Here is a 26,579-nt window from a genome sequence, read left to right as displayed (position 1 = left end):
CTGGGTGGATCCCACCTGAATAGATGAGCACACAATTAAGCAGTCTTGGCCCCAAAAAACCAACAGAGCACCATTGACAACCGCCCCCAAAGATTCGGAATCCAATCCGAGGATTTGGGGGCTAACTTTAGGAGCGATTAGTCATGGTTTTTGCCATCATTAATCGTTGCAATTTGCGGTGTAACGCACAGATTCATGGTGAAAATCTAGGGAATAGGGCACTTAATAATTTTTTGTCAATCCCGATACAGTTTTTATTCAAATCGTCTTAGTTTTCTGGCCTGGGGGGATTTCTCTATCAAGTTGCCGCTATGACTGAAACATTTTTTAAAGAAAAGATACTGATCCCGTGATATATCGCTTGCTAGAATACAAAATCTCGCCTTTTTGATTAACTTTTATGAAGAAACAAATATAAAAAAAATATAAGGAAATAAAACGCCATCCCAAAAATCTGCGATTCTAATAACAGTTCAAATGGGGTCAGCCAATAAAGACCCTAACCATAAAACCAACTTTTTTAAACACACAAAGTGCTGGGGTCTCCGGATCCCGGCACTTTGTTTTTGGCCCTGCTGTTTTGGGGCCCTGTTGCTCAGGGTTTTTGGGATCACGGTGCTTGAGATCGCCGTTTCACCCAGGATCTGGGTCGGGATCGGGGGCGGAGGTCTCGCGGTAATCTCAAGTATTCCGGTGGGGGATCCGCACGAAGGCGAGTCGATCGCCCAGAATTAGCCCCACGCATTCCCCCCATACCTCAACTGTTTGATCCCCATAAACCTCGATCGCCCTGGGGCCACAGCCTGGGCCACTGGGGCCATTCGCTGGTTTGATAATTGGTTGCCCCTTGCAACCCTTCCAGAAGTGGTGGTTAGTTATGCGCCCGATCGTCTTGAAAATTGGCACTTCCAGCTTGACCCAACCGGACAGCGGCCGGCTGGCCTTGTCCACGATCGCCACGCTGGTGGAAGTGATTTGTGATCTGCGCGATCGGGGCTATCCCGTGGTGCTGGTGTCGTCGGGAGCGGTGGGGGTGGGCTGTGCACGGTTGGGGCTGACGGAACGGCCCAAGGCGATCGCCCAGAAACAGGCCGTGGCCGCCGTGGGCCAAGGGCGACTGATGCGGGTCTATGACGATCTGTTTAGTCAGTTTGACCAGCCGATCGCCCAAGTGTTGCTGACTCGGGGAGACTTGGCCCAGCGCAGTCGCTACATCAACGCCTACAGCACCTTTCAAGAACTGCTGCGGATGGGAGCCATCCCGATCGTCAATGAAAACGACACGGTGGCCGTGGATGAGTTGAAATTTGGCGATAACGACACCCTTTCGGCCTTGGTGGCCAGCTTGGTGGAAGCGGAGTGGCTGTTTTTGCTCACGGATGTCGATCGGCTCTATTCCGCCGACCCGCGCCAAAATCCCGACGCGGAACCCATTCGCCTGGTGGAGCAAATGTCCGATTTGGAGGCGTTGGAACTGGACATTGGCGGCCGTGGCTCCCAGTGGGGAACCGGCGGCATGGCCACCAAAATCACTGCCGCCCAAATTGGCACCAGTGCCGGGGTTCGCGTGGTGATTACGGACGGCAGCCAACCACGTAACTTGTTGAAAATCTTGGAGGGGGCGGATATTGGCACGCAGTTTGCCCCCCAACCCCAGGCCACCAGCGCCCGCAAGCGGTGGATCGCCCATGGCCTGATTCCAGCGGGCAAGCTTTATCTTGACTCCGGGGCAGTGCGGGCCATCTGCACGGGCGGTGGATCCCTGTTAGCAGCGGGAATCCGGGATTTGGAAGGGGAGTTTCAACCCCAAGATGCGGTGCAGCTCTGTGATTTGGAAGGGCGGGAGGTGGCTCGCGGCCTGGTGAATTTCAGCCATGAGGCGCTGGAGAAAATCTGTGGCAAGCGATCGGACGAAATTGCCGCAATTTTGGGGCATGACGCGCCGGAAACGGTGGTGCATCGGGATAACTTGGTGCTGGCCAGCTAAAGACGCGGGGCACAGGATTCAGCCATATTCAACTGTTCAACTGATTGGGGATATCAAAAATTTTGGGGGCGATCGGGCGGGATTGGGCGATCAAAGCAGCTCGATCGCACGCTATCGTAAGGGCTGGGCATCGGTTAACTGCCCCCGGGGCCCCAAGCCCTGATTCCCAAGCCAATCCCAGTCCCTGTTGAGTTCAGGCTAATCCTATGATCCTGCCCGGTTCCGCAGTCCGTGTCATTAACCCCAACGACACCTACTATCAGTTTCAAGGTCAAGTGCAGCGCGTGACCGATGGCAAAGTGGCCGTGCTGTTTGAGGGTGGCAACTGGGATAAATTGGTCACCTTCCGGTTCTCGGAACTGGAGACGGTGGATGCCACGGCTGGTCGCGGCAAAAAGTAACGCATTGGTTCAAGGCCGTCAGGCCCCTAACCCTTGCTCCCCTTAGCCCCGCTTTGGTTCGGCCATGCGTTTACCCCTGCCGCAATTTGCCCAGCGCGATCGCCCGTCCCATCACCTGGCGGAAGTGATTGAAACGGCCACGACGGAATATTTGGCCCAATGTTTGGAGCCAGAAACCCTTAGTTTTCCGACCATGCCGCCCTTTGGCAGTTGGGTGCGATCGCGCGATGAGGATTCCGGCAATCAGATCTATGGGGTGGTTTATCACGCCACCACCGCCCCGATCGACTCCGTACACCGGGCCCAGGCCTTGGGGCTGTCCCTGGAAGATTTGCGCGAACAACAGCCGCAGATTTTTTCCATGTTGCGCACGGAGTTTCGGGTAGCGATCGTGGGGTTTGTGCCGCTGGAGTCCTTGAATCCCGACGCGATCGGGACAGAAGGCGTGAACCCAGGGGCGATCGCCAACCTCCTGCAAGCGGGGGCCAAACTGATCAACGGCCCGATCTATCAACATTTGCCCCCTCGCCCACCCCAAATTCACCAGGCGGTGTATGGGTGCGATCGCCAAGAGGTGGTGGAATTCACGGCCAAAATGGACTTTTTGCGGACTTTGTTGCAAATGAGCGGCACGCCCACCGATGCGCTGATTGCCGCCACGCTACGGGAGGTTTATCGGCTGCGACAGGGCGATCGGCCCTGGTTGGTGCAGGCGGGCCGCGCCCTCAGCGTTCTGCTCAAGGATGATTACGATCGCCTGCGAGCGATCCTCGGCCAAGTTCATCTCAGTCCCTAATCCTTACAATCCCTAATCCCTGCAATTCCTAAACCCCCAAGCGGTCGGCATGGGGGCGATCGAGCAGCAGCCACAGCAGCCACGCCCCAGCCCGATTAGCCCCGGCCCGGTTAGCCCCAGCCCGATTGCGAATCATGGCAATATTGCGAACTGTTACCGTCAGTTGCGAACGATTGCTAAAACAAAATAGTGATTTTCCAGCCTTCTTCTCAGCCGCTTTATAATCCGATCAGGGATATGCAGTTGTTTGCCTGTCCCCGATCGCACGTTTTTCGGAGCCAAAGGCCATGCCGCGCATTCTCGTTATTGACGACGATCCAGCCATTTCCGAACTGGTATCCGTCAACCTAGAAATGGCCGGCTATGACGTGAACCAAACCACCGATGGCATCAAGGGCCAAGCCCTAGCGCTCCAACTCATGCCCGACTTGATCTTGTTGGACATTATGTTGCCCAAGGTTGATGGGTTCACCGTTTGTCAGCGGCTGCGACGCGATGAACGCACCGCCGATATTCCAGTGCTGATGCTGACAGCGCTGGGGCAAACACAACATAAAGTTGAAGGCTTCAATGCAGGGGCAGACGATTACTTAACCAAGCCCTTTGAAGTGGAAGAAATGTTGGCGCGGGTGCGGGCCCTGTTGCGACGCACCGATCGCATTCCCCAAGCCGCCAAACATAGCGAAATCCTGAGCTACGGCCCCTTAACCCTGGTTCCTGAACGGTTTGAGGCCATTTGGTTTGACAAAACTGTTAAGCTCACTCACCTGGAATTTGAGCTGTTGCATTGCCTGTTGCAGCGCCACGGCCAAACCGTTGCCCCCAGCGAAATTCTCAAGGAAGTTTGGGGTTACGATCCCAACGATGACATTGAAACCATTCGAGTTCACGTGCGACATTTGCGCACCAAGTTAGAACCCGATCCCCGCCATCCGCGCTACATCAAAACCGTTTATGGTGCGGGTTACTGTCTGGAATTGCCGGCCCAGGACGATCGCGCCGTGGAAACCGTGGCCGACACAGCTTCGGTTTAAGCGCCAGGTTGGGCGATCGCTTCGGCTCTGCAACCCTAAATTGCCTCCAGCCCAATTGGCTCCAGCGTCCAATTGAATTCAAGTTTGTTCAAAAGAAGACAAAGCCAAAACAGGGTTAATTCTCGAAAAGCCAATCCCAAACAAGGCAAACGCCATTCATTCGTCTGCAAGGGTTGTTAGGTCTCGCAACACTTGCAGATTTTTGTTTACGTTGCAATGCTTCATGTTTAGCGGGGATCAATTATTCGTCTGCGAGAATCAAACTTGGGCTTAGATTTAGATGCAAATTTAGACCTGATTCAACGTCAATGCGTCGGGCTATTGGGCCCAAGTTGAGCAGCAGATGAAATTAGCCTATTGGATGTATGCCGGGCCGGCTCACATTGGAACGTTGCGGATTGCCAGTTCTTTTCAAAAAGTCCATGCCATCATGCACGCCCCACTGGGGGACGACTATTTCAATGTGATGCGATCGATGCTGGAACGGGAGCGAGACTATACCCCCGTCACCACCAGCGTGGTCGATCGCAACGTTTTGGCCCAAGGCTCCCAAGAAAAAGTTGTTGATAATATTGTTCGCAAAGATCGAGAAGAAGCGCCCGATTTAATTGTGCTGACTCCCACTTGCACTTCGAGCATTTTGCAAGAGGATTTGCAAAATTTTGTGGCACGGGCCCAGTTGGATGCTAGGGGCGATGTGCTCTTTGCTGATGTGAATCACTACCGCGTGAACGAATTACAAGCGGCGGATCAGACCCTTCAGCAAATCGTCAAGTTCTACATTGAAAAAGCCCGCAAAGTGGGTGATTTGCAAACCCAAAAGACCGATCGCCCTTCGGTGAATATTTTGGGAGTGACCACGCTGGGATTTCATAATCGCCACGATTGCACGGAATTGAAGCGATTAATGGCGGATTTGGGAATTACAGTGAATGCGGTGATTCCCGATGGGGCTTCGGTGGAAGAACTAAAACAGTTGCCCCGGGCTTGGTTTAATTTGGTTCCTTACCGCGAAATTGGCGGGCTGACGGCGCAATATTTGCAAACGGAATTTCAGATGCCGCTTGTGGATATCACGCCGATGGGGATTGTGGAAACGGCCCGCTGCATTCGATCGATCCAAGCCGTGTTGAACAGCCAGGGCGAGCCGGTGAACTATGAAGGGTTTATTGATGAGCAAACCCGATTTGCTTCGCAAGCCGCTTGGTTCACTCGTTCGATCGATTGTCAAAATCTAACGGGTAAAAAAGCCGTGGTGTTTGGTGACAACACCCACGCAGCGGCCATGACCAAAATCCTGGCCCGGGAAATGGGAATTCAGGTGGTTTTGGCGGGCACTTACTGTCAGTATGATGCCGATTGGTTCCGGGATCAGGTCAGTGAATATTGCGATCGGGTTTTAATTACCGATGACCATACCCAGGTGGCCAACGCGATCGCGGAAATTGAACCGGCCGCCATCTTTGGCACGCAAATGGAGCGCCACGTGGGCAAGCGATTAGATATCCCTTGTGGTGTGATTGCGGCTCCGGTTCATATTCAGAATTTCCCCGTTGGCTATCGACCCTATTTGGGCTACGAGGGAGCCAATCAGGTGGTGGATTTGGTTTATAACTCCTTCACCTTGGGCATGGAAGATCATTTGCTGGAAATCTTTGGCGGCCACGACACCAAGGAAGTGATTACCAAGTCTGTTTCCACGGATTCGGAGCTGAATTGGAGTCGCGATGGGCTGACGGAGTTGAACCGTGTGCCGGGTTTTGTGCGGGGCAAGGTGAAGCGCAATACGGAAAAATTTGCGCGCGATCGGGGGCTGACGCAAATTACCGCTGAAGTGCTCTACGCCGCCAAGGAAGCCGTCGGTGCATAGCCCAGCCAGGAACCCATCTCCCCCAGGAAGCAGGAAACGCCTTGGTACAATGCCCAGGGATTGATCGCATCGGTGGGGGACTGGTGATCTATGGTTTTTGCAACGACCGCGCCCCGTTGGGTGCTGGCGACGGATTTGGACGGAACCTTTCTGCACGGCTCCCAGGCCGATCGCGCTGCGTTTTATCAACGGATTGAACAACAGCGCGATCAGCTGATTTTGGTTTTCGTGACCGGTCGCCATTGGCAGCTCATTGAACCGCTGTGGTCGGGCGATTGCCCAGTGCCCCAACCGGATTTTGTGATTGGCGATGTGGGCACAACGGTCTATGACGGTCAGGGCCGCCCGATCGAAACCATCCAAACGGAAATCGCCAATCGCTGGAATTGCGCGAACGATCGGGTCAAGCGCTTGCTGGCGGGGGAGCCGGGTCTCTCGTTGCAGCGCGGGGAATTTGCCTACCGCGTGTCCTATGACTACGACCCGCAATTATTGCGGCAAGCCACGCTGAACCTGATCCAGGCGGCCGGTTTTGATGTGATTATGTCCGCCGATCGCTATTTGGATGTGATGCCCAAGGGCGTTGCCAAGGGATCTACCCTGCAACGACTGGCCAAGCTGGAGCGTTGGCCGGGCGATCGAATCATCACCGCCGGAGACAGCCTCAATGATTTGAACCTGTTGGCGGCGGGCTACCGAGCGATCGCCGTGGGCAACAGTGAACCCAAGCTGCTGGCGGCATTGGGCGATCGGCCCACCCTCTACCACAGTCCCTATCCTGGCCTCTTGGGCATTATGGATGGGTTCCGCCATTGGCAAGTGGACTTGTTTTGAGCCATCGGTTTGCAGCAAGGACTTGCAAAAAGTACCCGCCCAGAAAATATTTGCAAATAATCACAAACCGACAATCGCTGATCAATCAATGATCAATCAACGATCCACCGACAACCAACCCGAAACCAATCAGAACTCGAAAGCGAGATCTTAGTGCTCGAAACGCCCAGCCCATCAGGAGCCTATCAGGATCAATTGGGATCCAGCGCCCATCCTTCAGTGGAAGGCCTAAATTTAACCAAACCCTGATAGATTGAGCGAAACAATCGGCAAGCGCTAGCTCCAAGAAGTTATGAGAGTCCTCGTCATTGGCGGTGATGGTTACTGCGGTTGGGCAACGGCTCTATACCTGTCCGATCGCGGTCATGAAGTTGGCATCCTGGACAGCCTGGTTCGTCGGCACTGGGATCAACAACTGCAAATTGACACCCTGACCCCCATCGCCCCGATCAAGCAGCGCATCCAACGGTGGAAAGACCTGACCGGCAAGCACATTGACCTCTACGTTGGCGACATCACCAACTATGCTTTCCTGGATCAGGCTCTGACCGAGTTTCAGCCTGAGGCGATCGTTCACTTTGGGGAACAGCGATCGGCTCCGTTCTCGATGATCGATCGCGAACATGCCGTGTTGACCCAAACCAACAACGTTGTCGGAACCCTCAACCTGCTCTACATCATTCGTGAGAAGTTCCCCGACTGTCACTTGGTCAAGCTGGGCACCATGGGCGAATATGGCACGCCCAACATCGACATCGAAGAGGGCTACATCACGATCGAGCACAACGGTCGCAAAGATACCCTGCCCTATCCCAAGCAACCCGGCAGTTTCTATCACCTCTCGAAAGTCCACGACTCCCACAACATCCACTTTGCCTGTCGGGTTTGGGGTCTGCGGGCCACCGACCTCAACCAAGGGGTGGTTTACGGCGTGTTGACCGACCAAACCGGCATGGACGAATTGCTGATCAACCGGTTGGACTATGACGGCGTGTTTGGCACAGCGCTCAACCGCTTCTGTATTCAGGCCGCCGTGGGCCATCCGTTGACGGTGTATGGCAAGGGCGGCCAAACCCGCAGTTTCCTGGACATTCGCGATACGGTGCGCTGCGTGGAACTGGCGATCGAAACGCCTGCCAAACCCGGTGAATTCCGAGTGTTCAACCAATTCACGGAACTGTTCAGCGTTTTGGACTTGGCCAAGAAAGTCCAAGAGGCCAGCGCGGCCATGGGTCTGAAGGTGGAAATCAACAACATCGAAAACCCCCGCGTCGAAGCCGAAGAACATTACTTCAACGCCAAAAACACCAATCTGCTGGATTTGGGCTTGCAACCACACTACCTGTCCGATTCGCTGCTGGATTCCCTGTTGAACTTCGCGGTGAAATACAAGGGGCGGGTGGACAACTCGGAAATTTTGCCGAAGGTGAAGTGGAAGGGTTAATCAACAGCTAAAACCACTAAAAGGTCAAGAACAAGGGCAAGGGGCTGAAGTTCCTTGCCCTTGATTTTCTGATTTTCTTCTGATTTTCTTTGGACTTTTTGGCTTTGGCCTGTTTTGGTGTTCGCTGGCTGCACTTAGGGGGTCACCAACAGGGCCGGCTCCACGGCGGCAGCGGGGCCCGTCAAAACCATGTGCGGTGCGGCAAAGTAGCGATCGGCCACCGTTTGAATATCTTGGGCACTCACTTGGGCGATCGCGGTTTGAAAGGTGCGATCGAACTCGCGACCCAAGCCCAACACCTCATACCAACCATAGAGTTGAGCCAACTGGGCGTTGGTTTGCTTACCCAGGGCATATTGACCCAAGAGCTTATTTTTGGCGGCGGTTAATTCTGCTGCTTCGATCGGGTGATGAATCAAGCGTTCCACCTCCGATTGCAACCCGGCGATCGCATCAGGCACGTTCTGAGGCGCAGTGCCCATGTAAACCACGAAGTGCGACGGGCCCAAGCGAGTGGGATAGAGGGCTGAAACTTCATAGGCCAAGCCGCGTTTTTCCCGCAGCTCCACAAATAGGCGACTCGAAAGGCCATTGCCCAAATAGGTGCTAGCCAACTTCAGCGCCGCATAGTCCGGGTGATGTTGTTGCTCGGTTGCGGTTGAATCCGTTCCCAACACCGATGCGGCCCCATAACCCAACATGACGATCGCCTGCTGAGTTTCCTGGGCGATCGCCCGTTGCTCAATGGTGTTGGGCAAGGGCGGAAACTGCGGCTCCACAATGACTTGATCGCTCACCTGCCAATCGCCAAACACTGCTTCGATCGCCTTCAAAGCTTCCTGGGTGCTCAGGCAACCGGACACCGCGATCGTCACCCGATCGGGCTGGAAGTAGGTTTGATGAAACGCCTGCAAATCCGCTGGGGTCAGTTGTCCCGTGGTGGTTTCCGTGCCCAAGGGTGAAAACGCATAGGGATGCTCTGGCCCGTACAGCACTTGGCGCAGTTGATCAAACCCCAGGGAAAACGGCTGCTCGCGTTGGGAACGAATCCCCTGCAACATCAGCGATCGCTCCAGTTCCACCTCCGACTCCGGAAACGCGGGCGATCGCAACAACTCTCCCGCCAAGGACAGCAGATCCACAAAATCGTGGGACACACTCTTGAGGCTAACCAGAAAGTAATCGGTGCTGGCATCCGTGCCCAAGCTAGCCCCGATCGATTCCACCCGCTCCGCAATTTCCATCGATGACAGGCGTTCCGTGCCCTTCGTCATCACCGCTGCCACCAAGTTGGCTAGCCCCGCTTTCGATCGCGCCTCCCACAGACTCCCAGCCTTAATGAAGATACGAGCCGCCACAATGTCCGCTGCCGGATTTTCGATCGCAATTGCCGTCAAACCATTGGGAAAAACATGGTGCTGAACTGGGGGCGCAAACGTCATGGCGAAAGAAACGAGAAATTGTTTTGCACAATACATTCTCACCCCTTTTAACCTGTTTGGGGGCGATCGTACTGTTCATCTTGATCGCTTCCGGCCACCCATCCACAGGTCTGCTTCCCCAAATCATTCAGTCAAGGAATCCGGTTGGTTGCCCTTGGAATCCGTAAAGCTCCAAAGGCTGCGATCGGGGCGATCGCCCAATCCCCACCGTTTCATCGATTACTTAAAATTCTGAAAAGAAGATGTCAAAATAGGGGCACTGACAGATCAAGAATCAGCACCCAATTGCAATTATTTATAGCTAAAAACAGATCACTAATCAATTAAGAAGCCGATCCTGATTATCCTCCATCCCATTTCCTCCAAATGAAGCCCATTTAGTCCTAGCAAATACCTCAAGAGTCCCTTAACTTCCTGAGAAATAGCCACAATTGTTGATCACCAAAGCCAAGCCCAGAGCGCATTCCCTTCGCAACTCACTGCTCTTTCCAACTATTGATCCCTATGCTGGCCAAGTGGCTCCAGAGATTACGAGATCGCCTACTTGTTCGATCCATCAGCACCCAACTTTTTCTCTACGTTTTGGGTGGGGCCCTCGTGGCCTTGGGAACCATGGCCGCCGTCTTTTATCGATCCATTGAACGGGAATCCCTTGGGCGAATTCGTGCGGAACTGAACGCCCAAGTTGAATTTACCCGAGGGCAACTATTAGAGTCGCAGCGCTACATTGAAATTCTGTCGGCGGCTGTTTTGACCAATCGCGATCGAAATATTCAAGATCCAGAATTCTATAAGCAACTAACTTTAGAATTTTTCAAACAACGTCCCAGCTTAGTGTTGGGAGTAGGCTTCGGCCAAAATGCCTTTCAGGTTTTGCGCGATCGTCAGTGGTTTTATCCATATTTTTATGTCGATCAAGGTCAGCCCAATCCGATCGGTGAGCGCCTACCACCTCCCCACTCCGACTGGATTTACTCAGAGTTGTATAAAGACGATCAATATCCTGACCAACATTACTGGCGAATTCCTGTGGGTAATCAAAAGGGAATTTGGATAGAACCCTATGAGTGGTCAAATATTGTCATGACCAGCTACTTAGTTCCCTTCTATGACAGTCAAAAAAAACTAGTTGGTGTGGCAGGAACAGATTTCAGCGTGACCGAACTCAGCAAACGAGTCGATCGATCCGTCATCAACAATGAAGGCTATTTTGCCATTCTCAGCAGATCTGGCAAATTACTGGCTTACCCACCGAAGCGCAAGTCTCTTCAAGCCAATTCCAGCTATCGAGATTTGCCACTCTTGCGCGAACTGTGGCCCATCTTGCAGAGCAAAAATTCCGATATTATTTATCACCAAGATCAAATCATCGCCTATGAGCGAATTCCCAGTGCCAACTGGATTGCGATCGCCGTTGTTCCCAGTGATGTAGTGTTGGGGCCCCTTTGGCGCATTTTAATCATCAGTGTCAGCATCGCCGCCATTCTGCTAGCGATCGCCGTATTGGGTTTTGTGCGCCGTCTCAATCGCCAACTTAAGCCGATTTTAGAAAAATGCAATACCTTGGTGGCCACGGAGAAAATCATGCCCATGGCCACCCCAAAAGCCACCACTTCAGAGGCCGTCTTCGCTTTTGCGGTTCGCGATCGGCAGCACATGGATGAGCTGACTTTTTTATGTCATTCCTTTGATCAAATGGCTGCCAAAGTGGAGGCAACCTTGCAATCTTTGGCCGAAACCAACCAAACCCTGCAAGCCACCGTTCAAGACCGCAGCGAGGCCCTGAACCAATTGCAACAAACGCAATTGCAACTGATTCAAAGCGAAAAAATGTCAGGGTTGGGGCAACTTTTGGCAGGAATTGCCCATGAAATTAATAATCCCGTGAATTTTATTCATGGCAACTTAGATTATGTGCGGGACTACGTTCACGAGTTACTCCAAGCCACAACGCAAGTCTATGCAATCCATGCCGGTCAAGCCAGCCAATCTAACGGTCAAGCCTCGATCGACTTTGAAGAGCTGGCATTTATTCAAGCTGACTTGATTAAAATTTTGGATTCGATGACTGTGGGCACCGATCGGATTCGGCAGCTAGTTTTATCCCTGCGCACATTTTCCAGAACTGATCAAACCAAAGATTGTGTCACCAATTTGCACCATGGCATTGAAAGCACCTTGCTGTTGCTCAAACATCGTTTGAAAGCAACGTCTGATCATCCAGCCATTGAAGTAATCACAAAATATGGCGATTTGCCACCTGTGGAATGCTATCCAGGCCCGCTGAATCAGGTGTTTATGAATTTGCTGGTTAATGCGATCGATGCCTTGGAGCAAAAAACAGCCGGTTGGAGCGAGGCAGAAATTGAGGCTAATCCTAGCCGAATTGAAATTACCACCCAGTTTATCGCTAGTGAAAATGTGGTTGAAATCAGCATTGCTGATAATGGCCCCGGCATTCCAGAGTCCGTGCAGGCAAGGATTTTCGATCCATTTTTCACCACAAAACCCGTTGGCAAAGGCACAGGCTTGGGACTGTCAATTAGCTATCAAGTGATTACGGAGCGACACCAAGGGAAAATTTTCTGTCGCTCTCAACCCAATCAAGGTACTCAATTTATTATTCATTTGCCTGCTGGTATTAATCAGCAGAATCCGCCATTCAATCATCGGTAAAGGCTGTCACTAACTAAGCATTAACTAACCCGGCATTCACTAGCCAAGCATTAACCAACCGTTAGGAATGCCAATCGTTGCCAGAACCGTAGCGCCAAGCCGATCGCACCGGTTCGCGAGCGGGCAAGGCCAGGCGATCGCCCGCGTGATATAGCCCCAAGGCGAGATAATGCCGCATCCAATCCAACAAGGCAGGCAAGCCCAGTTGGGGAATGAGTTGAGCCACCAAGGCCGGCTGGGCGATCGCCACACGGGCCAGGGCAATGGAAAGGGCGGGAAATTGCACCACGTCTTGCAGGAAGGGCCGCAGTACCTGATCGCCCGCTGCGGCCATTTCCCCAAACACCGCATCCAACAATCGATTGATGCGATCGCTCGGTAACTGTTGCCCCACAGCCACGCGCATGGCCTGCTGAAATAACCAGGTAACGGAAAGATTCGGTTGATAGGGCAGCAACAGGCTCAGGTGGGCCTGATCGAGCCGATCGGTTTGCAGGGCGTTGGTGATGCCATCCAAGAGCCGATCGAGGTGGCGCAACAGGGCCCCAAAGCCACCAAAACTGAGGGGGGATTGCAAACCGCTGCTATCACCAATAAACAGCAGGCGATCGACCGTTGGTTGCAAAGGGCTTTGACGAAAGGCAGGGAAAAAACCAAATAGGGCCCGCTGAAATTGCAACCCCTCCAGGGAAGGCAAGTTTTGGTAGGCAGGCAACAGCCGGAAGTAGTCCTCAAACAAGTCGTGCAAACTGGGACGGCTGGGGTGGGCATCCCCATAGCAAAACAGATAGGTGGTGCGGCCCGCTTGGGCGGGGAACGCTTCCCAAAAGTATTGGCGATCGTCCTGAATGCCGGTGGTCGTGGCAATGAGATCAGCGCTGTCGTTGGCAGGATAGCCCGTGGCGCAAGTGCCCACCACCAGACAAACGCCATCGGGTTTGGCGGGGCCGCGGGTTTGCCGGACAATCGGGGACTGATGCCCCATGGCATCCAACACCAGCCGCGCCCCGATCGTGACCGTAGCCTGATGGGCGGTGACCCAATCCCCATAGGCAGCGTTGCCCCCGGCTCCGGTGGCTCCGGTGGGGCCGCCCAGGAGCGATCGCCCCTGCACCCAAACCCGATCGGGCTGCACGGTCAAGGAAACAAACTGGGTTTGCTCCAGCAGGATGCCCCCAGCGGCCAAGAATTTTTGCCGCAATTGAGCGACCAAAATGGCGGGACTGACTCCCAGATTCAGCACATCCCGCACCCATCGCTCCTGACCACCCGCAAAGGAAATCCGCACGGGATTAAATTCCGAGGCGATCGCCCGCTCCAGTTCCGCCGCTGTCAACAGCCCCCGTTCAACCAAAACGGCCAATTCCGATCGGGAAATGTTCCATTCCTGATCTCGCCCTTGCAGTTGTCCCCGTTCCATCAACACCACGCGCCAACCGGCCTGGGCCAGGGCCGTGGCCATCACAATCCCTAAGGTTCCCCCCAGCACCACCAAATCAACCCTGAGGGCATCGGCCAGCGGCCAGTTGTCAGGATCGGCCGCCAGATTTTGTGAAGATTCGTAAATCACCGAAATGGGGGGTGTGACCCCCTGATCATCCAGTCCCCGGAGTTGTTGCCACAGGCGATCGGCTCGCGCTAAACCCGCCAACGGTTGGCCGGGGATGGTGGAAAGGAGATCGGCGGTTAAACTCATAACGAACCAAAACGAACAATTGGGTGGAACAGGGCGATCGATTCAGGCGATTGCGGGCCCAGTGGCCCAAGCTTGGCATCCTGACGACCCCCACCCTCCACAAAGGACAGAACGGCCATGGCTGGTGTGAGGTCGAATGCGGCGGCGATCGTGCAATTGCGCGAGGTGGTGAAAATCTATAACCGCAGTCAGCGCGGCCTGTTGGGGGCTAATTTACGGGTCGATCGCGGTGAATTTTTGATGATTACGGGCCCCTCTGGCGCGGGCAAGTCTACCCTGCTGAAGCTGCTCTATGGCGAAGAACTGGTCGATCGGGGCGAAGTGATCATCGATGGGCAACGGGTTAGCGATCTCAATCGCAATCAACTGGCGCTCCTGCGGCGCAAAATCGGCATCGTTTTTCAAGATTACAAACTCATTCCCCGCCGCACCGTAGCCGAAAATATTGCCTTCGTTTTGTTGGCCCAGGGCTATCCCCAGGCGGAAATTCGCCGTCGTCTCACGCCCGCCCTGCGGTTGGTGGGGCTGCTGCACAAGGCAGACCACTTCCCCGAACAACTCTCCGGCGGCGAACAGCAACGGGCCAGCATTGCCCGGGCAATTGTCAGCACGCCCCCCTTAATTTTGGCCGATGAACCCACCGGCAACCTCGACGGCGACAACTCCCAACAGATCATTGCGATCCTGGAGCGGCTCAACGAATTGGGAGCAACCACGATCGTCACGACCCATGATGAGTTGTGGGTGCGGCGCAGTCATCACCGAGTTTTGCAACTGAATGAAGGCAAGCTTTACGAGGTGCGGCCCGCCGGTCGATCGACCGCCCGGCCCGCACCGGCCGCCTGGTTAGGCTAGCAGCTTGCCAATCTGCGATCGGCCAATCTGCGATCGCGCGGCTGTAACCACCATCTGTAACCACCAATTGACGCGGGGCGATCGCCGAACGCTCAAGGGTTGGAATCCACCAGGCGACCCAAGCTCGGCATTTTCCCCAGCAGTCCTGTCATCAACCTCAGGGCCAGGGACTTCAGGGGCGGAACCCGCTTGAGGGCCGCCAAGCCCAGCCGTCGCACCCAAACCACGGGCCACAGTTGGGTGGAAAAGAGTCGATCGAGCAAATCGGTGAACGCCAAGATCACCCAATTGCCCCAACGCCGCCAGCGATCGTAGCGCCGCAACACCGCCACTTGCCCAAAGTCTTCACCCCGGGCGATCGCCCCCTGGATCACATCAACCAGGGCCGCCGCGTCGCGAATGCCCATGTTCAAACCTTGTCCCCCCACGGGATGGCAACAGTGGGCCGCATCCCCCGCCAGGGCCAACCGATGCCCCACGTAGCGATCGCACTGCATCAACCGCACCGGAAATAGATAGCGACCGCCCACCAATTCCAATTGCCCCATCTGGGGGCCAAACCGTTGGCTCAGGGCCCGCAAAAATGCTGGGTCATCCAACGCCAACATCGCCTGGGCTTCCGCGTGGGGAGCCGTCCACACCAAGCGACAAACATCCCCCAAGGGCAAAATCGCGAAGGGGCCGCTGGTCTGAAACCGTTCGTAGGCGATGTTTTGGTGATGCTGTTCAGCCTTGACGGCGGCCACAATGCAGGATTGCCAATAGGCCCAACCGCGTCTGGGAATGCCGGCCGCTTCCCGCAGGGGCGATCGGGCCCCATCCGCCGCCACCACCAGTTTGGCCCGCAGTCGCGACGGAACCGTCACCCCCTCGCCATTGGGCGCAATCACCAACTCAGCCCAATCGGCCCCGTAGTCCAAAACGGTGGCCGTGGCCGGGCCAATCCAAGTGCAATGGGGCGATCGATTCACGGCCCCTTGCAAGGCTTCCAGCAGGGTATTGTGGGCCGCCACATAGCCCAACTCCGTCTGCATTCCCGCATCTTGGGGCCAAAATTCCACCACATCGGGCCAATCACAATCGGAAAGCCGAATGCGCCGGAAGGGTTCCAGACTCGATCGCACCTGATCCCACAAGCCCAATCCCTGGAAGATTTTGGCCGAAGACAGGGAAAAGGCATAGGCCTGGGCTTGTTTTGCTGCCGTGGCCTGGGTTAGGGCTTCAATGATCGCCACTTTCAACCCCGTTTGGCGCAACCCACAGGCCACCACCAATCCCACAATTCCACCCCCAACGATCGCTACGTCATAGGTGGGAATTGCAGCCGCTTTCGCTTCCGCCACCGCCACATCAGATTCGCTATGCATTTCTGGGCGATCGAGCAACATAAACCTTCAATTCCTCAAATCTTGAATTCCTACGAATTCCCCGGGAGCCGCCGCACAACCAGTACCGATAACCCAATTATCGGGCGATTCCAACCGTTCTGGATCCTGCGAATCACTGCCCGCATGAGTTTCTCAGGATCACCAATAGCAAGAGGGGAGACGATTCAAGATCGTCCCCCCTCCACTGTGTCGCTTAGACTGATTTGCTCAGGCTAGCAGGCACTCACAACCTTCAGAATTAACCGTTGATTGCGGGAGCTTGCAGAGCTACGGGAGCAGCTTCACCAGCAGCCAGATCCAGCGGGAAGTTGTGAGCGTTACGCTCGTGCATCACTTCCATACCCAGGTTGGCGCGGTTGATCACATCAGCCCAGGTGCCGATTACGTGACCTTGCGAGTCAACAACCGATTGGTTGAAGTTGAAGCCGTTCAGGTTGAATGCCATCGTGCTCACGCCCAGGGCGGTGAACCAGATACCCACAACCGGCCAAGCACCCAAGAAGAAGTGCAGCGAGCGGCTGTTGTTGAACGAAGCGTATTGGAAGATCAAGCGACCGAAGTAGCCGTGAGCTGCAACGATGTTGTAGGTTTCTTCCTCTTGACCGAACTTGTAGCCGTAGTTTTGCGACTCAACTTCGGTGGTTTCCTTGACCAGCGAGCTGGTCACCAAGGAACCGTGCATTGCGGAGAACAGCGAGCCACCGAACACACCAGCAACGCCCAACATGTGGAAGGGGTGCATCAGGATGTTGTGCTCAGCTTGGAACACCAACATGAAGTTGAAGGTGCCCGAGATGCCCAAAGGCATACCGTCAGAGAACGAACCTTGACCGATCGGGTAGATCAGGAACACAGCAGTAGCAGCAGCCACAGGAGCGCTGTAAGCCACGCAGATCCAAGGACGCATACCGAGGCGGTAGCTCAGTTCCCACTCACGGCCCATGTAGCAGAACACGCCGATCAGGAAGTGGAACACAACCAGTTGGTAAGGACCACCGTTGTACAGCCACTCATCCAAGGAAGCAGCTTCCCAGATGGGGTAGAAGTGCAAACCGATGGCGTTCGACGAGGGGATCACAGCACCAGAGATGATGTTGTTCCCGTACAGCAACGAACCAGCCACGGGTTCGCGAATGCCGTCGATGTCAACCGGGGGAGCGCCGATGAAAGCGATAACGTAGCAGATGGTGGCAGCCAGCAGGGTGGGGATCATCAGGACACCGAACCAGCCCACGTACAGGCGGTTGTTGGTGCTGGTTACCCACTCGCAGAACTGATCCCACACGGAAGCGCCTTGGCGCTGTTGCAGGGTTGCAGTCATGGTTGGATGAATTGCTTTGTAGAAGAATGATTTGGCGGGTTTTGTTTCCCACGTGAATATAGATTAACTGCTGTGTTTAGTTTTGTAAAGAGGTTTTGACGATGATTTACACAAATTCCATTTTCCTTAACGTTTGAGGTCAAGGGCCATGGCCGATCGCACAGAGGCGGATTGCCGTACCCGTCAGCCTTTGGGGTCTCTGGTAACCTACAGCGCTGCCTACACGCTGGTTCCCACCTATGAATGTTTCAACCGCTGTCAGTACTGTAATTTTCGGGTGGAGCCGGGGGCCGATCGCTGGCTGGGCCTGGCAGAAGCAACAGTTAAGCTTCGATCACTCACCAATCCATTGCGGGATTGTTACAAACCACAATCGGGGCAATTCCCGATCGCCCCGACCAGCCCCCCCAGCTCCGGGCCGATTGAGATTCTGATTCTGAGTGGTGAGGTGCATCCCCGCAGTCCCCGGCGATCGGCCTGGATTCGGCGCATTGAGTCCCTCTGTCGGTTGGCGCTGTTGGAAGGGTTTTTGCCCCATGCCAATGTGGGGCCGCTCGATCGCGAAGAGATGGCTTATCTGAAAGCGGTGAATGTTTCGATGGGCTTAATGATTGAGCAGGTGAGTCCTGCCCTGGCCCAAACCGTCCATCGCCACGCCCCCAGCAAGGATCCATCCCGACGGTTGGCGCAACTGGCCCAAGCGGGAGAGTTACAGATTCCCTTCACCACGGGTCTATTAATTGGGATTGGCGAAACCGAGGCCGATCGCCTGGACAGCTTACGGGCGATCGGGCAAGTTCATCGCCAGTACGGCCACATCCAAGAAGTAATCGTGCAACCCCACAGCCCCGGTCGGGATCAAGTCTGGGAAGGCGAGGCCTGTTCGGCGGCCCTGTTGCTGGAAACGGTGGTGATCGCCCGGGAACTGTTACCACCGGAAATTGCGATTCAAGTGCCGCCCAATCTATTGAAAACAGCGGAATTGCTGCAACGGGCGATCGAACTGGGGGCAAGCGACCTGGGGGGAATTTGCCCGATCGATGAGGTGAACCCCACCTATGAACACCCGAGCCTGGCCCAACTCACCGACTGGGTGGCCGCAGCGGGTGGGCAACTGCGCCCCCGGTTACCGATTTACCCCGCCTTTGACGACTGGTTAAGCGATCCAATGCGATCGCTCGTGCAAAGCTGGCGCGATTTCCTCGGTTCCTCCCCAGATTCGCGAGATTCCCTCGGGCGATTCGACCCGAAACCAGGGCCTACAATGCAGAAGTTAATCAGCCGGCCCTAAGTCCGGTGTTCACGCCCGTTCCCATCGTCTGGTCTTGCTGCTATGTGTGCTTTGGAAATTCGCCCCGTCAATACGCCGGCTGATTTGGAACAGTTTTTAGATGTGCCCGATCGGGTCTATCACCAGGATCCCTATTGGGTTGCCCCCCTACGCAGCAGCATCGCTCGGCAATTGTCACCGGAGAATTCATTCCGCACCTATGGCCAATTACAAGCATTTGTGGCCTTGAATCCTGAACCGGTGGGGCGGATTGTGGCCACGGTGAATCAACGATTAGTGGAAAAGGAAGGGGAAGCGATCGGGCTGTTTGGCTATTTTGAAACCATCAATGATTTCAGTGTGGCCCAAGGGTTGTTTACGGCTGCTGAAACTTGGTTAAAAGCACAGGGCATGACCAAAGTTCGCGGCCCCATTGATCTGTCTACCCACAATAATTGCTTGATGCTGATTGATGGGTTTGATTCCCCACCCATGGTGATGATGCCCTACAACCCTTCTTACTATCCTGAATTGGTGGAGCAAGGGGGATTCAACAAAGCAAAAGATGCCTATGCCTATGAATATCCGCTCGATCGCCCCTTGCCCACTGAATTTGAAAAAGCCTATAAAATTGCCACCAAATCCGGCGTGAGCTTCCGCTCCATTGAAACCAAGGGTGAAGCCTTTGAGCGAGATGCCAGGATTTTATATCGTCTATTCACCGAAGCTTTTTCAGGAAATTGGAGTTCCACCCCACGCACCGAAGAAGAGTTTTTGGAAGAAGCGCGATCGCTTCAACAATTGGTTGATCCCGATGTGGTTTTGATTGCAGAAGTGGACGGAAAAGCAGTGGGATTTTTTATGGGCTTGCCAGACTACAACATCCCGCTCAAGGAAGTGAAAGGCAAGCTGAATTGGTGGGGAACGTTGAAGTTTCTTTGGTATCGGCGGCAAATCGATCGGGGGCGGGTGGTTGCCATTTGTTCTTTGCCGGAATATCAACGCAAATTGGTTCCCTTGGCCTTGATTTATTTGGGGTTGCGAGCTTGTCAGCAAAAGGGCAAACCCTACCGCACCTCTGAGTTAGGTTGGGTTTACGAGGACAATTCCCGATCGCGCCGTTTGATCGAAGCGGCCGGCGGCAAAATCTACAAAACCTATCGCATTTATGAAAAGTTCCTATCTCTAGCCTAGGCAATCTCTGAGCAGTAACTTAGGGTACTTGCCAAGCACCAGTCATCGTCGGGGCAAGGGGCTTAAGCCCCTTGTCGTCATCGATCAATGAGGCCCGCAGGCATTGGTCAACAAGCCCCACAGGCATCGATCAATAAGTCCCGCAGGTATTGATCAGTAAGCCCCACAGGCATCGATCAATGAGGCCCCCAAGATAGCGGTTTTAGCTCTTCAGACATCCCTATTCAAGCTGGATTCAAGCCGGGATTAAAACCCCTGAAAAACTTCACTCGCAATGCCCCAGAAAAGGCGCGATAATAGCATCATTGGCACTATTTCGCGCCTCTTCGCATGGCTGCCCAGTAAGTTCATGGGCCCTGAGCGATCGGCAGTAGGCGATTCAGTTAATCGGCCATTTACTAGGCCCTTGATAGGCGATCGGTTTAGGCACTGCAACCATGGTTTTCTCCGCCCCCGCGCCGGATGCTGCACCCAGCAACGGCCCAGCCCAGCCCAGTTCTCACCAGGCAAGTCCTCAACTGTGGCTCTATGACACCACGTTGCGGGATGGGGCCCAGTCGGAAGGTCTCTCATTTTCCATTGAGGATAAGCTACGGATTGCCCGCAAGCTCGATCGCCTGCGAATTCCTTTCATTGAAGGGGGTTGGCCCGGGGCCAATCCCAAGGATGTGCAGTTTTTTTGGCAACTTCAGGAAGAACCGCTGGAATTTTCCGAGGTGGTGGCCTTTTGCTCAACCCGCCGACCGGGCATGAACGCCGAGGAAGATCCGCTCCTGAAGCCGATTTTGGCCGCTGGGACACGTTGGGTAGCCATTTTTGGAAAATCTTGGGACTTGCATGTGACCGAGGGCCTCAAAACCACCCTCGATGAAAACATCGCCATGATCCGCGACTCGATCGCCTTCCTAATCAGCCAAGGGCGACAGGTGATCTACGACGCAGAACATTGGTTTGACGGCTATTTGGCGAATCCCGACTACGCGATCGCCACCCTCAAGGCAGCCCACGAGGCCGGGGCCGCTTGGTTGGCCCTCTGCGACACCAATGGCGGCACGCTCCCCCACGAGGTGGCTCGGATTGTGGCTGAGGTGCGGGAATGGCTGCCCGCGGCCCAATTGGGAATCCACACCCACAACGATTCCGGGACGGCAGTGGCCAACGCGATCGCCGCTGTCCAAGGGGGCGCAAGGATGGTGCAAGGCACGATCAATGGCTATGGCGAGCGCTGTGGCAATGCCAACCTCTGCACCCTGATTCCTAATTTGCAGTTGAAACTGGGGCTGAACTGCATTCCCGCCGCCCAGTTGGCGGAGTTGACGGCCACCAGTCGCTTTGTTAGTGAAGTGGCGAACTTGGCTCCGGACGATCGCGCGCCCTATGTGGGTTTGTCTGCCTTTGCCCACAAGGGCGGGATCCATGTCAGCGCCGTGGAACGCAATCCCCAAACCTATGAACATATCTCGCCCGATCGGGTGGGAAACCAACGCCGAATCGTCATTTCTGATCAGTCGGGTTTGAGCAACGTGTTGGCCAAGGCCCGCTCCTTTGGCTTAGATCTCGACAAACAAGACCCCGCTTGTCGGCAGATTTTACAAACCCTCAAAACCCTAGAAAATCAGGGCTATCAGTTCGAGGCCGCCGAAGCCAGTTTTGACCTGTTGATGCGAACGGCCCTCGGTCAGCGATCGAGCTTTTTTGTCCTGAAAGATTGCCGCGTTCACTACGACTTTGGTGAACCGAGCGATCGGGAATCCTTGGCCACCGTCAAGGTCACCGTGGGCGATCGCACCCTGCTGGAAGTGGCGGAAGGTAACGGCCCCGTGGCGGCCATGGATGCGGCCCTGCGGCGAGCGCTGGTGCAGTTTTATCCAGTGGTGGCTCAGTTCCACCTCACCGATTACAAGGTGCGAATTTTGGATGGCGGCGCGGGCACATCCGCCAAAACCAGAGTCCTGGTGGAATCCAGCGACGGCCACCAGCGTTGGACAACCGTGGGAGTCTCCGGCAACATTTTGGAAGCTTCCTATCAAGCCGTTGTGGAAGCGATCGAATACGGCCTGATTCTTCACGGTATTCAGACTTTGCAACCACTACCCCTACCTTTGGAGGTCTAAAAAGTCACATCTTTGGCAACCCTATGCCACGGAGGTGTTGCGTCAAAGTGCCATTCTTGAAGCAGGATTTTAGGGCTAAGAAATAGAATTCCCGATCGCAAAAGCAAGGGTTCGATCATGAACCTTTGCTCATCTTTAGTGCCCCAGATTCCAGCGATCCTACGGATTTTCTCTGAACTTGCGCCCCCCTGAGACCACATGGGGCCAACCGGAATCGGGGCTAATTTTCCGCCCTGGCCGCCCGTCAGGTCTGAGTCGCGGCCGCTCCCATGCCCACCCATCGGCTGGGCAATCTCCCTGGCAGTTTGCTCCCCGAGATATTTACCACTAATTCAAAAACGAGTTAACCCGAAAGAAAGTTATCTAAATTGGATCCCAGAGGAAAAAATTTAACAATAATTGAAGTTGCGACCCCTCTATTTGTGATAACTCTGAAGGAAAGATGGAAAAGGATCTTGAGGCAGTTCTGTGCTGAAATCAGCTTCGTCTGAAGGTGAGCAGGTGCGACGCGGCTTTCGGCAGCTCGTGGTGACTATTTTGTTGGTATCAGGGTTGCTTTACACGGGCGTGGCGAGTGTCCTGCTGAACACCATCACCAGCCTCGAACAAAGAACCATCGAAGAACATACCAACCGCTTTACTCGGTTACTTTACCGGCGATCGGCCCAGCTTTTGCCATCGGCCTGTGACTATGGCTATTGGGATGCAACCCATCAGTTTCTAAGGCAGCCCAATGAAGACTTTATTCGCAATAATTTTAGTCCAACCAATTATCAAAGTTTTGATTTAACCCTCATGGGCGTGGTGGGTCGTGATGGCAAAATTCGCTATGCCCGAGAGCGACAAGTTTCGAATCAGTCCGGCAGCACCGCCAACGATCGCTACCATGAACCCTCCACAACCCTGACGTATTTTTTGCAATCCTTGCCGAAAGGATTTCAATCAAACCCAGACCAAAAGCGGCTGGCAGGTGTGGTAGCCATTGACAATGATTTATTAAGCATTGCCATTTGCAGCATTCCCAATCCTCAAAAACCAGATCAAGTGGATGGTTGGTTTGTGATGGGTCAGCGGCTGGATGCTCGGTTGCTTCAAGATTTAAGCCAATTGGTTCCGGGGGCTTTGGAAATTAAGGTCAGCCGCCATTCCAACAATTTGCCCCTCTATGGAGCCTTTGATTTTACGGGTCAAGCCAGACGAAATCAGCGCACCGAAGTAACTGATTCATCGCGCAATTTGGTGGGTTATCGCTACTTAGTGGATGTGTATGGCAAACCTAGTGCGATCGCCCGGGTCACCATTACGCGCACCCTACACCAACATAGTTTGTATGGACTCTTAAGCATTGGCGGCATTTTGGTGCTGCTCAGTTTGGGATTCATTAGCCTGGCTTGGCAGGCCCTGCAACAGGCTTTGCAGAACTTGGATGAGCGCGATCGAGCGGAGGCCGCCCTAATTGAATCGGCCACTCAAAATCTCGATCGGGAAACCTATCGCGCTCGCATCATGGAACTGGAGTTAATCCTTCAGGATTTACGGGCTTCTCAGGCTCAGTTGATCCACAGCGCCAAGATGGAAAGCTTGGGCAAAATGGTGGCGGGCATTGCCCATGAAGTGAATAATCCCGTGAGCTTTATTCAGGGTAATTTGCGACACCTTAAAAAATATCAGCAGGATCTTTGCGACCTAATACGGCTGTATCAAAAATATTATCCCGTTGCCTACGATGAAATTTTAGATCGCTCTCGAGAAGTGGATTTGGCTTTCATCTTAGAAGATAGCGATCGGGTCATTCAGTCCATCGATCGTGGAGCCGATCGGATCTATCGGATTGTGAATGCCCTACGCAATTTTTCGCGATTGGATGAATCGGATTTGAAATCGGTGGATCTCCATGCGGGCATTGACAGCACGATCGAACTCTTAGACCACGCCTTAGAAGAACGCTCATTCCGACCAGCGATTGCGATCGAGCGAGTCTATGGCGAATTACCCCTCGTTGAGTGTTATGCACGCCAGCTCAATCAAGTTTTTATGCATTTACTCATGAACTCGATCGACTCCCTCGACGAGACCATGAAAAAACACTATCAACGCATTCATGGTAAACCGGCAGACTCAGCCCCGAGCACCCCAACCACCGCTCCCGTCATTTTGGGGGCGGGGCCAGGAACCGAAATTGACCTTAGCAATTCAGAACCCATTGATGGAGGAAGTTATCGTTCACCGGTCTTGAAAACCTCCACTGACCTACCCGCAAAGGCCCCCCGAAATTCCGGTCAACCAACGAGCCAATCAAAGCTGGAAAATGCGGGTATTGGCAACCTAAATTCTGAAAACGCTAGCACGAGCAATAATGCCAATAACACTAACAATAATCGGCGAAATCGAGGGGCTTCCTTTGCAGAGCAACTGAGATCCAAATTGCAAACCTTTGATGCTAATGGTTCAGGATTTGAGGCGGCTAAAGCTCCATTACAACCCACTATCACAATTCGCACCAAAGTGGATTTAAACCGCTGGGTTTTGATTTCCATTGCTGACAATGGCTTAGGCATTGACAAACAAGTTCAATCGCGATTATTCGACCCCTTTTTCACAACCAAACCCGTTGGGCAAGGCGCTGGACTAGGGTTATTTATTAGCCATCAAATTATTACGCAGCATGGTGGACAACTTCGCTGCATCTCTGAGCCGGATCAAGGTAGTGAATTTATTATTTTGTTGCCCCTGAAGCAGATTCGCGAAACCAAACCCCAGGAGGAGTTGGCAATGAAGTTGCGATTTAACCAGCTTCAGCGGGGCTTGAGTCATAGTCACGATCGGTCGCCCCATTTGGCTTCGGCTCCGGTAGTTTCTGGCACCGAGGAAGAAGCATCCAAGGGTTAACCACGCCACGGGAACTCCGTCCCTATGTAGTCCGCCCCCGGGGGCAAGTTGGTACAAGGTGGCTCAATTCGGCCGAGCGTAATCGGCCTAGCACGATCGCTCTAGCGCAATCGTTGGGCGATCGGGTCAAAACACAAACGACCAGCCCCCCAGGCCACCACCAGCGCACCAACAGAAACAGCCAGCGCCGCCGCCACCATCACCAAGAGCTGCACCGACACGGCCATCAACGGATCCATGCCTGCCAGCAGGGCCCCACTCACCAGACCTGGCAAAGTGAATAGTCCCGCACTGGTGAAACCGTTCAAGGTAGGCACAAGAGCCGATCGCAGGGCGGCGCGACAATGGGGCGCGATCGCCTGTTGGGCCGTGGCCCCCAAACTCAATCGCTGTTCAATATCGTTGCGGTGCGATCGGGCCGCCATCATCACCTGTTCCCCCGCGATCGCCGCCCCATTGGCCGCCGCCCCCAACACCACAGCCCCCACGGGAACCCAAACCCGAGGCTCAAACCACTGCCCCGGCCGCAGCACCAACAGCACCACCGGCACACTGGCCAACAGTCCGGCCCCCAACAGCCCGCCCACCAGCCAGGGCAAGAGTTGGGGCCATCGTTGCCCCATCTGTTGGTGGGCGGAAACCACCGCCAGCCCCCACAATCCCCCCAGGGCGATCGCCAGACTGCCCGGAGACGGAGCCGCCCAAACCAAGGCCAACAAACTGCCCACCGCCGTGAGTTGCAACAGGGCCCGCCCGATCGCCCGGCCCCAAGCCCGCGTCAGCCCCAAGCCTTGACTGGCACAGAGGCCCACTGTCCCCAACGCCAATCCTCCCAGCCACAACAAATCCACTGGTTCCATGAAAGAACCCAACTCAAAAAGACCTTAACGCCATCCTAAATCACGCATTAATTACGCATTAATTACGTATTTCTCCACAATTTCTCCACAATCCCTTCGCCATTACCACGTTGCCACCCTGTTGGGGCTGCGTAGTTGATCTGAAATTAATCTGAAATTAATCTGAAATTGATGTGCAATTAATACACCATCAATGCGTCATCTAACGATCCTGATGCACCATTGCTACGAAATAAATCTGCAATTATCATGTCGTTAACCTAGGATTAATTGAGCCTCCAAGTTAAATTTTCTTGAATAATTGATCGCAGTTATTGATTGCAATGATCAATTGTAATGTTTTATTTCATTTCAAAAAGTTTTGAGCATTTCTCCTATTGAAAACTACATGAATAATTTTATGGATCTTGAGAACAATCTTGAGATTTAGTTGAAAAACCTCAAGAAAGTCACACTGACTACCCATTTCTTGAACAAGATTTTTGTCATGATTTCAGAATTTTTCATT

18 protein-coding genes are annotated in these 26,579 nt (G+C 54.1%); 13 read left to right on the top strand and 5 right to left on the bottom strand.

From position 1 onward, the window contains the following. Positions 1 to 877: 877 nt before the first annotated feature. From proB to ACZA91_RS07435, 7 genes are all read left to right on the top strand, one after another. The gene (gene proB / locus ACZA91_RS07465) at positions 878 to 1,987 is read left to right on the top strand and encodes a glutamate 5-kinase (RefSeq protein ID WP_190353458.1); all 1,110 of its coding nucleotides are present in this window, start codon (positions 878 to 880) and stop codon (positions 1,985 to 1,987) included. 206 nt (positions 1,988 to 2,193) lie between these two features. Further along, complete coding sequence (locus tag ACZA91_RS07460; RefSeq protein WP_099532648.1) at positions 2,194 to 2,388, top strand: NAD(P)H dehydrogenase subunit NdhS; 195 nt, start codon at positions 2,194 to 2,196, stop codon at positions 2,386 to 2,388. A 64-nt stretch (positions 2,389 to 2,452) separates the two neighbouring features. Further along, entirely contained in the window at positions 2,453 to 3,184 is a 732-nt protein-coding gene (locus ACZA91_RS07455; protein ID WP_190353460.1) for an HAS-barrel domain-containing protein, read from the top strand. Between the two features lie 287 nt (positions 3,185 to 3,471). Further along, entirely contained in the window at positions 3,472 to 4,218 is a 747-nt protein-coding gene (locus ACZA91_RS07450) for a response regulator transcription factor (RefSeq protein WP_099532646.1), read from the top strand. A gap of 343 nt (positions 4,219 to 4,561) precedes the next feature. After that, the gene (gene bchB, locus ACZA91_RS07445) at positions 4,562 to 6,088 is read left to right on the top strand and encodes a ferredoxin:protochlorophyllide reductase (ATP-dependent) subunit B (RefSeq protein WP_190526462.1); all 1,527 of its coding nucleotides are present in this window, start codon (positions 4,562 to 4,564) and stop codon (positions 6,086 to 6,088) included. 90 nt (positions 6,089 to 6,178) lie between these two features. Beyond that, positions 6,179 to 6,922 carry an HAD-IIB family hydrolase gene (locus ACZA91_RS07440; RefSeq protein WP_463185755.1) on the top strand — a complete coding sequence of 248 codons (744 nt, stop codon included), beginning with the start codon at positions 6,179 to 6,181 and terminating at the stop codon, positions 6,920 to 6,922. A 292-nt stretch (positions 6,923 to 7,214) separates the two neighbouring features. Then, entirely contained in the window at positions 7,215 to 8,366 is a 1,152-nt protein-coding gene (locus ACZA91_RS07435) for an NAD-dependent epimerase/dehydratase family protein (RefSeq protein WP_099532643.1), read from the top strand. 134 nt (positions 8,367 to 8,500) lie between these two features. Here ACZA91_RS07435 and ACZA91_RS07430 read toward each other — a convergent pair whose 3' ends face one another. Continuing rightward, positions 8,501 to 9,808, bottom strand: coding sequence for a M16 family metallopeptidase (locus tag ACZA91_RS07430; protein ID WP_099532642.1), 1,308 nt, complete (start codon positions 9,806 to 9,808; stop codon positions 8,501 to 8,503). Between the two features lie 504 nt (positions 9,809 to 10,312). Between ACZA91_RS07430 and ACZA91_RS07425 the strand changes: the two genes are divergently transcribed. After that, entirely contained in the window at positions 10,313 to 12,484 is a 2,172-nt protein-coding gene (locus tag ACZA91_RS07425) for an ATP-binding protein (protein ID WP_463185748.1), read from the top strand. Between the two features lie 61 nt (positions 12,485 to 12,545). Here the strand turns inward: ACZA91_RS07425 and ACZA91_RS07420 are convergent, their stop codons facing one another. Further along, a complete protein-coding gene (locus ACZA91_RS07420) occupies positions 12,546 to 14,180 on the bottom strand; it encodes an NAD(P)/FAD-dependent oxidoreductase (RefSeq protein WP_463185745.1) in 1,635 nt (544 codons plus the stop codon). Positions 14,181 to 14,297: 117 nt separating this feature from the next. Here ACZA91_RS07420 and ftsE point away from each other — a divergent pair, with 117 nt between their 5' ends. Further along, positions 14,298 to 15,035, top strand: a complete 738-nt coding sequence (ftsE, locus tag ACZA91_RS07415) for a cell division ATP-binding protein FtsE (protein WP_099532638.1) — start codon at positions 14,298 to 14,300, stop codon at positions 15,033 to 15,035. A gap of 92 nt (positions 15,036 to 15,127) precedes the next feature. On the opposite strand, the gene ACZA91_RS07410 is transcribed toward ftsE, so the two are convergent. Continuing rightward, the gene (locus ACZA91_RS07410) at positions 15,128 to 16,402 is read right to left on the bottom strand and encodes an FAD-dependent hydroxylase (protein WP_190532900.1); all 1,275 of its coding nucleotides are present in this window, start codon (positions 16,400 to 16,402) and stop codon (positions 15,128 to 15,130) included. A 259-nt stretch (positions 16,403 to 16,661) separates the two neighbouring features. Next, positions 16,662 to 17,744: a photosystem II q(b) protein gene (psbA, locus tag ACZA91_RS07405; RefSeq protein ID WP_099532637.1), complete on the bottom strand. Its 1,083-nt coding sequence runs from the start codon at positions 17,742 to 17,744 to the stop codon at positions 16,662 to 16,664. 148 nt (positions 17,745 to 17,892) lie between these two features. On the opposite strand from psbA, the gene cofG reads away from it, so the two are divergent. From cofG to ACZA91_RS07385, 4 genes are all read left to right on the top strand, one after another. Beyond that, positions 17,893 to 19,035, top strand: a complete 1,143-nt coding sequence (cofG, locus tag ACZA91_RS07400) for a 7,8-didemethyl-8-hydroxy-5-deazariboflavin synthase subunit CofG (RefSeq protein ID WP_463185736.1) — start codon at positions 17,893 to 17,895, stop codon at positions 19,033 to 19,035. Between the two features lie 42 nt (positions 19,036 to 19,077). Continuing rightward, on the top strand, positions 19,078 to 20,208 hold the full coding sequence (locus tag ACZA91_RS07395) for a GNAT family N-acetyltransferase (protein WP_463185732.1): 1,131 nt from the start codon (positions 19,078 to 19,080) through the stop codon (positions 20,206 to 20,208). Between the two features lie 437 nt (positions 20,209 to 20,645). Then, positions 20,646 to 22,322 (top strand): citramalate synthase, encoded by a 1,677-nt coding sequence (cimA, locus tag ACZA91_RS07390; protein ID WP_463185728.1) that lies wholly within the window; start codon positions 20,646 to 20,648, stop codon positions 22,320 to 22,322. A gap of 468 nt (positions 22,323 to 22,790) precedes the next feature. After that, on the top strand, positions 22,791 to 25,211 hold the full coding sequence (locus ACZA91_RS07385; RefSeq protein WP_463185724.1) for a CHASE4 domain-containing protein: 2,421 nt from the start codon (positions 22,791 to 22,793) through the stop codon (positions 25,209 to 25,211). 101 nt (positions 25,212 to 25,312) lie between these two features. On the opposite strand, the gene ACZA91_RS07380 is transcribed toward ACZA91_RS07385, so the two are convergent. Continuing rightward, entirely contained in the window at positions 25,313 to 26,071 is a 759-nt protein-coding gene (locus ACZA91_RS07380; RefSeq protein ID WP_463185721.1) for an ABC transporter permease, read from the bottom strand. Between the last annotated feature and the right edge of the window lie 508 nt (positions 26,072 to 26,579).

This window comes from Limnothrix sp. CMB-01 (assembly GCF_055193175.1).
Note: the sequence above shows the minus strand (reverse complement) of the source record. Positions and strands in the feature narration are given on the sequence as shown.